The organism is Streptomyces sp. NPDC006384, assembly GCF_042870695.1.
GTDB lineage: Bacteria > Actinomycetota > Actinomycetes > Streptomycetales > Streptomycetaceae > Streptomyces.
On sequence record NZ_JBIAHR010000025.1, the window covers coordinates 73,180 to 85,460 of the forward strand.

The 12,281-nt window shown below is 73.3% G+C and carries 7 protein-coding genes; 5 read left to right on the top strand and 2 right to left on the bottom strand.

The features are described from left to right. The first annotated feature begins 19 nt into the window (after window positions 1–19). Entirely contained in the window at window positions 20–3,115 is a 3,096-nt protein-coding gene (locus tag ACFYOJ_RS28910; RefSeq protein WP_356556123.1) for an AAA family ATPase, read from the top strand. 37 nt (window positions 3,116–3,152) lie between these two features. After that, window positions 3,153–3,380 (top strand): DUF6191 domain-containing protein, encoded by a 228-nt coding sequence (locus tag ACFYOJ_RS28915; protein ID WP_356556028.1) that lies wholly within the window; start codon window positions 3,153–3,155, stop codon window positions 3,378–3,380. Here ACFYOJ_RS28915 and ACFYOJ_RS28920 read toward each other — a convergent pair. Both ACFYOJ_RS28920 and ACFYOJ_RS28925 read right to left on the bottom strand, forming a co-directional pair. Continuing rightward, entirely contained in the window at window positions 3,377–4,540 is a 1,164-nt protein-coding gene (locus tag ACFYOJ_RS28920; RefSeq protein ID WP_356556026.1) for a PQQ-dependent sugar dehydrogenase, read from the bottom strand. The two genes, ACFYOJ_RS28915 and ACFYOJ_RS28920, sit on opposite strands and share 4 nt — an antisense overlap. 89 nt (window positions 4,541–4,629) lie before the next feature. Then, on the bottom strand, window positions 4,630–5,628 hold the full coding sequence (locus tag ACFYOJ_RS28925; protein WP_356556024.1) for an aldo/keto reductase: 999 nt from the start codon (window positions 5,626–5,628) through the stop codon (window positions 4,630–4,632). 76 nt (window positions 5,629–5,704) lie between these two features. Between ACFYOJ_RS28925 and ACFYOJ_RS28930 the strand changes: the two genes are divergently transcribed. The 3 genes from ACFYOJ_RS28930 (at window position 5,705) to ACFYOJ_RS28940 (ending at window position 12,277) form a co-directional block, all read left to right on the top strand. Continuing rightward, window positions 5,705–6,646 carry a 2-hydroxyacid dehydrogenase gene (locus tag ACFYOJ_RS28930; RefSeq protein WP_356556022.1) on the top strand — a complete coding sequence of 314 codons (942 nt, stop codon included), beginning with the start codon at window positions 5,705–5,707 and terminating at the stop codon, window positions 6,644–6,646. 404 nt (window positions 6,647–7,050) lie between these two features. After that, window positions 7,051–10,188, top strand: coding sequence for an EAL domain-containing protein (locus ACFYOJ_RS28935; RefSeq protein ID WP_356556020.1), 3,138 nt, complete (start codon window positions 7,051–7,053; stop codon window positions 10,186–10,188). Window positions 10,189–10,432: 244 nt separating this feature from the next. Beyond that, a complete protein-coding gene (locus ACFYOJ_RS28940) occupies window positions 10,433–12,277 on the top strand; it encodes an acetolactate synthase large subunit (protein WP_356556018.1) in 1,845 nt (614 codons plus the stop codon). The last annotated feature ends 4 nt before the right edge of the window (window positions 12,278–12,281 follow it).

Sequence of the window (12,281 nt, forward strand, 5' to 3'; positions counted from 1 at the left end):
GGTGTCGGACCCGCGTGCGATGCTCCCCTCCGTGGAGAACAGATCCCTGAGCCCCGTGTTCGTCGGCCGCGCGGGCGAACTCGACACGCTGGACGACGCCCTCGCCCGTGCCGCCGGCGGAGAACCGCAGGCACTGCTGCTCGGCGGCGAGGCGGGCGTCGGCAAGACCCGCCTCGTCGAGGAGTTCGCCACCGCCGCACGCCGGAAGGGCGCCGTCGTCGCGCTCGGCGGCTGCGTCGAGATCGGCGCCGACGGACTGCCCTTCGCCCCCTTCTCCACCGCGCTGCGCGCCCTGCGCCGCGAACTGCCCGGGGAACTGGCCGACGCCGCCGCCGGACAGGAGGAGGAACTGGCCCGGCTGCTGCCCGAACTGGCCGAGAGCGCCCCGGGCACCGGCAGCGGCGGCGGCAGGCACGACGAGGAGAGCGTGGCCCGCCTCTTCGAACTCACCGCCCGCCTGCTGGAACGCGTCACCGCCCGGCACACCGTCGTCCTCGTCCTGGAGGACCTGCACTGGGCCGACGCCTCCACCCGCCACCTGATCGCCTACCTCTTCCGCACCCTGCGCACCGGCCGCCTCGTCGTCCTGGCCACCTACCGCTCCGACGACATCCACCGCCGCCACCCGCTGCGCCCGCTGCTCGCCGAACTCGACCGCCTGCGCACCGTCCGCCGCATCGAACTCGGCCGCTTCACCCGTGAGGAGGCCGGCCGCCAGATCGCCGGCATCCTCGCCCACGAACCCGACCCGCGCCAGGTCGACGAGATCTTCGAGCGCTCCGACGGCAACGCCTTCTTCGTCGAGGAACTCGCCGTCGCCGCCCACGAGGGCTGCCGCACCGGCCTCACCGACTCCCTGCGCGACCTGCTCCTGGTCCGTGTCGAAGCCCTGCCGGAGAGCGCGCAGCGCGTCGCCCGGATCGTCGCCGAGGGCGGTTCCACCGTCGAGCACCGGCTGCTCGCCGCCGTCGCCCGGCTCGCCGAGGACGACCTCATCGAGGCGCTGCGGGCCGCCGTGGGCGCCAACCTCCTGCTCCCGGCGCCCGACGGCGACGGCTACCGCTTCCGGCACTCCCTGGTCCGCGAGGCCGTCGCCGACGACCTGCTCCCCGGTGAGCGCTCCCGCATCAACCGCCGCTACGCCGAGGCCCTGGAAGCCGATCCCACGCTGGTGCCCGCCACCGAGCGCGTGATGCGACTGGCCAGCTACTGGTACCACGCCCACGACCCGGCCAAGGCGCTGCCCGCCGTGCTGGACGCCTCCGTCGAGGCCCGCCGCCGCCACGCCTACTCCGAGCAACTGCGGCTGCTGGAGAGGGCCATGGAGCTGTGGGACGCGGCCCCCGACGACATACGCGCCACCCTGCGCCCCGTCGACTACACCGAGGTCTACCCTCCCTGCGGTTGCGACCCGCAGACCACGCCCCTGCACTATCTGGACCTGATGGCCGAGGCCGCCGTGGCCGGCCGGCTGTGCGGGGAACGCGAACGCGCCCTGAAGATCACCAAGCGGGCGCTGCGCCTGCTGGAGGAGGAGCAGGGACCCCGCCCCGACACCGGGCCGAACGGACGGGACCCGCAGCGCGCCGCGTGGTTCTGGGCGCAGCGCTCCTTGCTGGTCCAGTCCCAGGGCCGCGGCGACGGCCGGCGGGAACTCGGCATCGCCCAGGAACTGGTCCGCGGCCTGCCGCCGTCCAAGGTGCACGCCGAGGTGCTGTCCATGGCCGCCAACTGGGCGATGCTCCACGAGCCGGGCCCCGACGCGGTGACCGCCGCGGAGCGCGCCGTGGAGTACGCGCGCATGGTCGGCGCCTCCGACATCGAACTCAACACCCGGCTCACTCTCGGCGGGCTGATGGTCCAGGCGGGTCACATCGACGCGGGACTCGCCGAGATGCACCGGGTCAGAGACCGGGCGGTGGCCCAGGGACAGTCCGTCGTGGTCGCCCGCAGCCACGTCAACCTGCCCTCGGTCCTGGAAGGCATCGGCCGCTCCGAGGAGGCGGTCGTCATCCTGCGCGAGGGCATCGACCTCACCCGGCGGTCCGGCCTGCTGGAGTCCGAGGCCTGGGTGTGGGGCAATCTCGCCGATTCCCTGATCTCCCTGGGCCGCTGGGACGAGGCGATCGAGGCCGCGGGCACCGCCGGGGCCCCCGGCCGGGGAGCCGCACCCCGCGGTGGCGCACTCCTCAAGCGTGCCGTCGTCGCCCTCGCCCGCGGCGGGACGGCCGAGGCCGCCCGGCTGCTTGCCGAGGCCCGCTCCGTCTACGGCGCGGTCGACCTCGTACCGCAGTACCGGCTGCCGCTCGCCACCCTCGCCATCGGCATCGCCGCCGCCGAGGGCCGCATCCCGGACGCCCGGGCGGAACTCGACCAGGCCCTGACGGCCGGCCTCCCGCCCGGCACCCAGCGCTACGGCTGGCCCCTGCTGCTGGCCGCCGCCGAGGCCGAGGCCGCCCCACACCGCCCGCACGGCGCCGAGAAAGGCCGCGCCGCCGTGCTGCGACGCCTCGCCGAGACCGCCAGGACGCTCACCACGGGCGCCCCGGTCTGGCACGCCCACGAGCGGTGGGTCCGCGCCGAACTCGACCGCGCCGAGGGGCGCGACACCGTACAGGCATGGTCGGAGGTGGTCACCGCGTTCGAGTCGCTGGAGCGTCCCTACGACCTCGCCCGCGTCCGCCACCGGCTGGCCGGCGCCCTGCTGGAGATCGGCGGCGAGGACGAGCGGGCCCGCGCCACGGAACTGCTCCGGCTGGCCGGCACCGTCGCCGCTCACCTCGGCGCCCGGCCGCTCGGCGACGCCGTCGCCCTGCTCGCCCGGCGCGCCCGGCTCCCGCTCGGTCACACCGCCGCCCCGGCCGCGGCTCCCGCCGACCCGGCCGAGGCCCTCGGCCTCACCAGCCGCGAACGCGACGTGCTGCGTCTGGTCTCCGAGGGCCATACCAACCGCCGGATAGCCGAGGAGCTGTTCATCTCGCCGAAGACCGCCAGCGTCCACGTCTCCAACATCCTGGCCAAGCTCGGCGTCTCGGGCCGCGGCGAGGCGGCGGCACTGGCCCACCGGCTGGGCCTGTTCCCGACCGGAAAGCCCCTGTCCCGTTCGGCCGGCTGAGGCCTACCCTGGCAGGCACGCCGACCGAGGAGGCCGCGTGTTCCACACTTTCGAGGAGCTTTTCTCGCCCGGCCGCAAGCACACCCGCGAGGAACGGAACAGGCTGGAGCTGACCCGGGTGGACGTGGGCGACGGCGACCCGGGCCGCGGCCCGATAGACCTCGGCTCGGGCAAGGTCGTCGTCCACCTGCCGCACCCCAGGCCCGCGGAGGACGATTCCCCGGACGCCCCGGACGAGGCGGAGGGCACCGGGGTCACCCCTTAGCGCACCTCCAGCTCCAGGATCCGGTCGTCCCCGTCCTTCGCCTCGCCCCGGCCGTCCGTGTTGCTCGTCACCAGCCACAGCCGGTCGTCGCCCGCCGCGGCCACCGTGCGCAGCCGGCCGTACTCGCCCTCCAGGAACGCCTGTGGTTCGGCCGCCGCCCGCGTGCCCTTCAGCGGGACGCGCCACAGCCGTTCGCCGCGCAGGCCCGCCATCCAGACACTGCCCCCGGCGTGGGCGATGCCGCTGGGGGAGGCCTCGTCGGTGCTCCACTGGGCGAGCGGATCGTGGAAGGCGGAGTCACCGGATTCGCCCTCCGCCTCGGGCCAGCCGTAGTTGACACCCGGCGCGATCGCGTTCAGCTCGTCCCAGGTCTTCTGCCCGAACTCCGAGGCGAACAGCCGCTGCTCGCCGTCCCAGGCCAGCCCCTGCACATTGCGGTGCCCGTACGAGTACACGGGGGAGCGGGGGAACGGGTTGCCGGGGGCCGGCTCACCGTCCGGTGTCATGCGCAGGATCTTGCCGCCGAGCGAGTCCTTCCGCTGCGACAGGCCCGGCTCACCGCTCTCGCCCGTGCCCGCGTACAGCATCCCGTCCGGCCCGAAGGCGATCCGGCCGCCGTTGTGGGTGAAGCCCTTCGGGATGCCCTTGAACACCGTGTCCGGGGCGCCCAGTTGCCGGCCCGGCGGCTTCTTCGCGTCGTACCGCATGCGGACGATGCGGTTGTCGGAGGCCGAGGTGAAGTACGCGTAGACCATGTGGTCCGACGCGTAGTCGGGGGAGAGGGCGATGCCCAGGAGGCCGCCCTCCCCGGCCGGCGACACCCCGGGCACCTCGCCGAGCTCCGTCGTCCGGCCGGTCCTCTCGTCGACCCGGGTGATCGTGGCCTCGTCGCGCGAGGAGACCAGCAGGCCGCCGTCCGGCAGCGGGGCCAGGCCCCACGGGCTCTTCAGGCCCGTGGCGACGGTGCGGAGCACCTTCACCGAGCCCTTCGCCGGCGGTGCCTGTCCGGCGGCCGTACCCGAGGGCGACGCCCCCGCCGTCGTGGGACCCGCGGAGGCGCTCCGGTCCGCGCCCGACGGCTCACCGTCCCCGGAACAGCCGGCCGTCAGTAGGAGAGCGGCGGCCAGCACGGCCGTCACGGAACGACGTCGCACGATCATGGTCCCTTCGACGCGGCGGGTTCTCCCTGTCATACTCCGCCGGGCCTCCCCAGGTTCCCGGTCACCGAATCCCGAACCGGGAAACCGTCTCAGTCCCACGATCCCTGCGCCGCCGGCAGCTCCCGCACCTCCGCCAGATCCCGCTCGGTCAGCCGCAGCGCCGCCGCCCCCGCGTTCTGCGTCACCCAGCGCTCCCGCTTGGTGCCGGGCACGGGCACCACGTGCGGCCCCTGCGCCAGCACCCAGGCCAGCGCCACCTGCGCCGGAGTGACGTCGTCGCCGTGCCGGGCAGCGATCCGGCGCAGCCCGGCCACGATCGGCTGGTTGGCGGCCATCATCTCGGCGGTGAAACGGGGGTGCCGGGCACGCAGGTCGTCCGGCTCGAAGCCCTGTCCGGGCGTCAGCGTGCCGGTCAGGAAGCCGTTGCCCAGCGGCATCGCGGCGAGGAAACCGACCCCGCGCGTCACGCACCACGGCAGCAGCGTCCGCAGCGCCTGGGGCGACCACACCGACAGCTCGGCCTGCACCGCGCTCACCGGGAAGATCTGCTGCACCCGCTCCAGCTGCCGGATCGTCGCGTCGTACAGCCGCGTCCCCGGCCGCCGGGCCGACCGCGCGTCGATCGCGCACAGCCCCAGGGCCCGCACCTTCCCCGCCCGCACCAGCTCCGCCATCGCGCCCCACGTCTCCTCGACGGGAACCTCCGGGTCGGCGCGGTGCAACTGGTAGAGGTCGATGACGTCCGTCTGCAGCCGGCGCAGCGAGGCGTCGCAGGCCCGCCGCACATAGCCGGGGCGGCCGTTGGCCACGATGTGCTGATCGCCCACCAGCAGCCCGACCTTCGTCGACACGAAGGCGTCGGACCGCCGCTCCTTCAACACCCGCCCGAGCAGCAGCTCGTTGGTGAACGGGCCGTACATGTCCGCCGTGTCCAGCAGGGAGACGCCCAGGTCCAGGGCCCGGTGCACCGCCCTGACCGACTCCTCGCCCCGCTGCCGCGAGGCGCTGTACGCCCAGTTCATCGGCATGCACCCCAGGCCGACGGCCCCCACCGCGAGTGCCGTCGCGCCGATCGTCCTGCGCTCCACCTGGTCGTGACCCTCCCTCGTCGGATCACCCAACCTAACCTCTGCCGTCCGAGGGCCCTGACATAGCCTCCTGGACATGACTCCTGACGTGTGGCTGCCCATCCCGCCGGACGAGATCGAGGGCCTTCCCGAGGGGCCCGTCTACCGCTGCTGGAACGGCGAGGAGGACTTCCCCGCAGACCCGGCCGACTGCGCGTTCTACGTCGTCCCCTACATGAAGCCCAGCGGGGTCGGCGTACGCCCGCTGCCGCACATGCGCTCCGTCCAGGTCGTCCAGACGCTGTCCGCCGGCATCGACCACGTCGAACCCGGCCTCCGGCACCTGCCCGACGGCGTGCGGCTGTGCAACGCGCGCGGCGTGCACGAGGCCAGCACGGCGGAGCTGACCCTCGCGCTGATCCTGGCGTCGCTGCGCGGGGTGCCCGACTTCGTGCGGGCGCAGGACCGGGGCGAGTGGCTCGGCGGTTTCCGGCCCGCGCTCGCCGACCGGAACGTGCTCATCGTCGGCTACGGCTCGATCGGCGCCGCGATCGAGGACCGGCTCGTGCCGTTCGAGGTCGCGCGGGTGGCGCGCGTCGCGCGCTCCGCGCGCACCACGGCGCGCGGTCCGGTGCACCCGCTCACCGAACTGCCCGCCCTGCTGCCCGAGTCGGACGTCGTCATCCTCTCCACGCCGCTCACCGAGGCGACCCGTGGCCTGGTGAACGCGGACTTCCTGGCCCGGATGAAGGACGGGGCCCTGCTCGTCAACGTGGCGCGCGGCCCCGTCGTCGACACCAAGGCGCTGCTCGCCGAGCTGGAGAGCGGGCGCATCACCGCCGCGCTCGACGTCACCGACCCCGAACCGCTGCCGCCGGGCCACCCCCTGTGGCAGGCTCCCGGAGTACTCGTCAGCCCGCACGCCGGCGGGCCGACGTCCGCGTTCCGGCCACGCGCCGAGCGGTTGCTGGCGGACCAGTTGACCCGGTTCGTGAACCGGGAACCGCTGCGCAACGTGATCCTGACGACGGGCGGGTGACCCGCCCCGGGCACCGTGCGCGACTCCCCGGAAGCGGTGGGTACCCGCATACTCCCTGCTAGTTACGGAGAGTAGAGAAGCTATGTCCCTGAGTGACGAGACTGGTGTATCGTCCGACAGGGGACGCGCCGGGGACCGTTCGGCGCCGGGGATGGACGACTCAGACTGTGAGGGGGGCGACGGGCGATGCACGGCCTATGGACGAACGACCCGACGCGGCGGAGCCGCCGGCCCTGGCGCAAGGCCGCGCGCGGACGGGACCGGCACGGTCACCACGACCACCACGGTGGCCCTCACGGCCGCTCCGGCCGTCACCGGCGCTGCCCCGGCGGCCGCAGGAGGCAGGCCCACCCGGCGCACCGGGGACTGCGGGACGCGGGGGCGGCCCGGACCGGGAGGTCCCGGTGAGTCCGCCCTCTCCCGCACCCACGCTGGACAAAGGGCCGCGGACGCGGCCCGAGCCCGGCCCGCCGTCGGCCCGGCCGACGGCCGCCGCGGGCCGGCCGGCCCTGGTCCGCCAGCTCGTCCTCGCCCTGATCTGCGCGGCATACGCCGTCGGTGCCGCGTTCGGCTGGGGCTCCGAGTACGTCGCCAAGATCATGGGCGACTTCGGACTGAGCGCCGGCGCCTGCGCCGCCGCGGTCTCCTGCTTCCTCTACGCCCGCGGCCCCCGGGTCCGTTACCGCCCCGCCTGGCTGCTGTTCGCCCTCTCCTCGGCGATGGCCGCCCTGGGCAATCTGGTCTGGGGATGGTACGAGGTCGTCCTGCGGCAGTCGGTGCCGAGCCCCAGTTATGCCGACCTGTTCTTCCTGTGCTTCGCGCCGCCCGCCATCGTGGGGCTGCTCGTGCTGGCCAAGCGGCCGGCGACGAAGGCCGGCTGGATCTGCCTCGGGCTGGACGCCTGGCTGATCGGCGGCTCGCTGCTGACCCTGGCCTGGAGCCTGGCCCTCGCCCAGGCGGCCAAGGCCGAGGGCGGCTCCAGCGTCGCGCACGCCGCGCTCTCGGTGGCGTACCCCCTGCTCGACATCGCCCTGGTCAGCATGGTGCTCGCGCTGCACTTCAGACGCTCGCCCAGGGGAAGGACCACGGTCAACACCGTCATCGGGGCGCTCGCCCTGACCGTGATGTGCGACGCCCTGTTCACCTCGCCGCTGATGCAGCACAGCTACCGCTCCGGCCAGTTGCTCGACGCCGGCTGGTTCGCGGGTTCGCTGCTGCTCGCCTACGCCCCCTGGGCCGCCTCCCGCCCCGGGCAGGCACAGGACCCGGACCACTCCGGCGGCCCTGACGGCCACGGCAGACCCGGTGGCCCAGCCGCACCCGACGGACACACGCACGGGGGCCACGAGCACGTGCCCGGCCGACGCGGCGGGGTCCACGGCCCGGCGCTCACGCCGGAGACGGGGACGGCACGGGGCCACGAGCTCATCCGCTACCCGGCCGCCCGGCCGATCGCCGGCTCGCTGGCCGCGCTCACGCCCTACCTCGCCGCCGCCGTCTGCACCCTGAGCATCCTCTACAACGTCCTCAACGGCCGCAGCGTCGACCGTGTCGTGCTCCTGACCTGCGGCACGGTGGTTCTCGCCCTCGTCGCCCGCCAGGGCATCATGCTGCTCGACAACATCACCCTCACCCAGGAACTGGCCCAGAAGGAGAACCACTTCCGCTCCCTCGTGCAGGGTTCCAGCGACGTCATCATGATCGCCGCGCCCAACGGCATCCTCCGCTACGTCTCCCCGGCCGCCGCCGGGGTCTACGGCCGTCCGGCGGAGGAACTCGAGGGCAGCGAGCTGGCCGCCCTCATCCACCCGGAGGACCTCGGCTGCGTCGTCCACGAGGTGCGCCGCTTCCTCGCCGCGAACCCCGTCGAGGAACCCACCACGCGCATCGAGTGCCGCTTCCGCTCCGGCGACGGCGGCTGGCTCAACGTCGAGTCCACCGTCAACCGCCACCACGGCGGCCTCATCTTCAACAGCCGGGACGTCACCGAGCGCGTGCGCCTGCAGGCACAGCTCCAGCACAACGCCGAGCACGACCCGCTCACCGACCTGCCCAACCGCGCCCTGTTCACCCGGCGCGTCCAGCAGGCCCTGTCCGGCCGCCGCGCCTCGGACCGGGGCGCCGCCCTGCGCGGCACGGCGGTGCTCTTCATCGACCTCGACGGCTTCAAGGCCGTCAACGACACCATCGGCCACCAGGCCGGGGACGAACTCCTCGTCCAGGCCGCCCGCAGACTCCACGACGCCGTCCGCAAGGGCGACACCGCCGCCCGGCTCGGCGGCGACGAGTTCGCGGCCCTGATCGCCGGGGACGGCACGCGGGACCGGGCCGCCCGCGAGAGGCACATCCTGGAGCTCGCCGACCGCCTCAGGACCACCCTCTCGCAGCCCTACCTCATCGACGGCAACGACGTCCGCGTCAACGCCTCCATCGGCGTGGCCTTCGCCGAACCGGGGCTCGGCGCGGGAGAGCTGCTGCGCAACGCCGACCTCGCGATGTACCGCGCCAAGGCCGGCGGCAAGGGACGCGTCGAGCTGTACCGGCCGCAGATGCAGCAGGACGTCGTCCGCAAGGCCGAGCTGGCCGGGCGGCTGCGGGCCGCGCTGCACGACGGCGAGTTCGCCCTGCTGCACCAGCCGGTGGTCTCCCTCACCGACGGCCGGATCACCTCGGTCTGCGCCCAGGCGCGCTGGCGCTCGTCCCAGGGAGTGCTGTTCACCCCCGCCGAGTTCCTGCGGGTGGCCGAGGACGGCGACAAGACCGCCGAGCTGGACCGCTGGGTGCTCCGGGAGGCCGTCGAGCACGCCGTCCAGCGGGCGGCGGCCGGCCTGTCGGTGCCCGTCGCGGTGCGGATCGGCGCCCGTCGGCTCCTCGACCGCTCCATGCCGCTGGGCTCCGTGGAGGCCCTGCTGACCCGGCACGGACTGCCGCCGGGGTCCCTGGTGATCGAGCTGTCCGACATCGACCCCCGGACCGGCCTGGACGAGCTGGAGCGGCGGCTGAACGCCCTCAGACGGGTCGGCGTCCGGATCACCCTCGACGGCTTCGGCAGCGGCCACGCGGCGATCACCGCCCTCAGACGGCTCCCCGTCGACGTCCTCAAGCTCGACCGGAGCCTGGTCGAGGGGGTGGTGGAGTCCGCGCGGCTGCACAAGATCACCAGCGGGCTGCTGCGCATCGCGACCGACCTCGGGCTCACGTCCGTGGCCGAAGGCGTGGACCTGCCCGAGCAGATCGTCGCCCTGCGCGCGATGGGCTGCACGCACGGGCAGGGCATGGCCTTCTCCGGCCCGCTGGACGAGCACCGGCTGCGCAGATCCCTCGGCATCGGCCACTATCCGGTACCGCACGGACCGGCCGAACCGGTGTTCGCCGGCGGCGCGGGGGTGACCACGGGGATGTACACCGGCAGCGCCGGCGTGGGCACCGGCAACGCCCCCACCAGCGGCGTCATCGGCGGCGTCACCACCGGACTGCCGGCCGTCCTGGGCCGCGGCACGGCTCTGCGCTCACATAATGAGACTCCCGTCCCACCCACTTGACAGTGAGTGCGTGCCGGGGAGAGGGTCAGTGCCATGCGCACCCGAATTCTCGTACTTGGACAGCGCGTCGGCTGAAGCTTGGTGACGTCCGGACCGACCCGGACTCCCAGCGATCCACACCCGGCGCGCTCCCCTCGCTTGCCTTATGGCACGAGGGGTTTTTTGTTGCACAGGCACCTGCCGAGCAACAGCCGCAGATCGCCCAATCCTCGCAAAAACCCTCAGCATCGAGAAGAGAATGCCGATGACCGAGCAGGCCACCGGGGCCCCTCACCCGCAGCCGCGGCCCCGATCCGGAGGACAGTCCGCCCCCGAGCACGTCACGGGCGCGAAGTCCCTCATCCGCTCGCTTGAGGAGGTCGGGGTCGACACCGTATTCGGCATTCCCGGGGGCACGATCCTTCCCGCGTACGACCCGATGATGGACTCCAGCCGGGTGCGCCACGTGCTCGTCCGTCACGAGCAGGGCGCCGGCCACGCGGCCACCGGTTACGCCCAGGCCACCGGCAAGGTCGGCGTCTGCATGGCGACCTCGGGCCCCGGCGCCACCAACCTGGTGACACCGATCGCCGACGCGAACATGGACTCGGTGCCGCTGGTCGCGATCACCGGCCAGGTCGTCACCAAGGCGATCGGCACGGACGCCTTCCAGGAGGCGGACATCGTCGGCATCACGATGCCGATCACCAAGCACAGCTTCCTGGTCACCCGGGCCGAGGACATCCCGAAGACGATCGCGGAGGCGTTCCACATCGCCTCCACCGGCCGCCCCGGCCCGGTCCTCGTCGACATCCCGAAGGACGTGCTGCAGGCGCAGACGGTCTTCTCCTGGCCGCCGGCCACGGACCTGCCCGGCTACCGCCCCGTCACCAAGCCGCACGCCAAGCAGATCCGCGAGGCCGCCAAGCTCATCACCGCCGCCAAGCGCCCGGTGCTCTACGTCGGCGGCGGCGTCCTCAAGGCGCGGGCCACCGCCGAGCTGAAGGTCCTCGCCGAACTCACCGGAGCGCCCGTCACCACCACCCTGATGGCGCTCGGCGCGTTCCCCGACAGCCACCCGCTGCACGTGGGGATGCCGGGCATGCACGGTGCGGTCACCGCCGTCACCGCGCTGCAGAAGGCCGACCTGATCGTCGCCCTCGGCGCCCGCTTCGACGACCGCGTCACCGGCAAGCTGGACAGCTTCGCCCCGTACGCCAAGATCGTCCACGCCGACATCGACCCGGCGGAGATCGGCAAGAACCGCGAGGCCGACGTGCCGATCGTCGGTGACGCCCGCGAGGTCATCGCCGACCTCGTCCAGGCCGTCCAGAAGGAGCACGCCGAGGGCAACAAGGGCGACTACAGCGCCTGGTGGAAGGACCTCAGCCGCTGGCGCGACACCTACCCCCTCGGCTACGACCAGCCCGAGGACGGCTCCCTGTCCCCGCAGGCGGTCATCGAGCGCATCGGACAGCTCGCCCCCGAGGGCACGATCTTCGCCGCCGGCGTCGGCCAGCACCAGATGTGGGCCGCGCACTTCATCCAGTACGACAAGCCCGCCACCTGGCTGAACTCCGGCGGCGCCGGGACCATGGGCTACGCCGTCCCCGCCGCCATGGGCGCCAAGGCCGGCGCCCCCGACCGCACCGTCTGGGCGATCGACGGCGACGGCTGCTTCCAGATGACCAACCAGGAGCTCACCACCTGCGCCCTGAACAACATCCCGATCAAGGTCGCCGTCATCAACAACGGCGCCCTCGGGATGGTCCGCCAGTGGCAGACCCTGTTCTACAACCAGCGGTACTCCAACACCGTGCTGCACTCCGGCCCGGACAACATCGACCCGGACGCCCGCGGCACCCGCGTCCCCGACTTCGTGAAGCTGTCGGAGGCCATGGGCTGCTACGCCATCCGCTGCGAGGACCCCGCCGACCTCGACAAGGTCATCGAGGAGGCCAACGCCGTCAACGACCGCCCCGTCGTCGTCGACTTCATCGTCCACGAGGACGCGATGGTCTGGCCGATGGTCGCCGCCGGCACATCCAACGACGAGATCATGGCCGCCCGGGACGTCCGCCCCGACTTCGGCGACGGCGAAGACGACTGAGAGC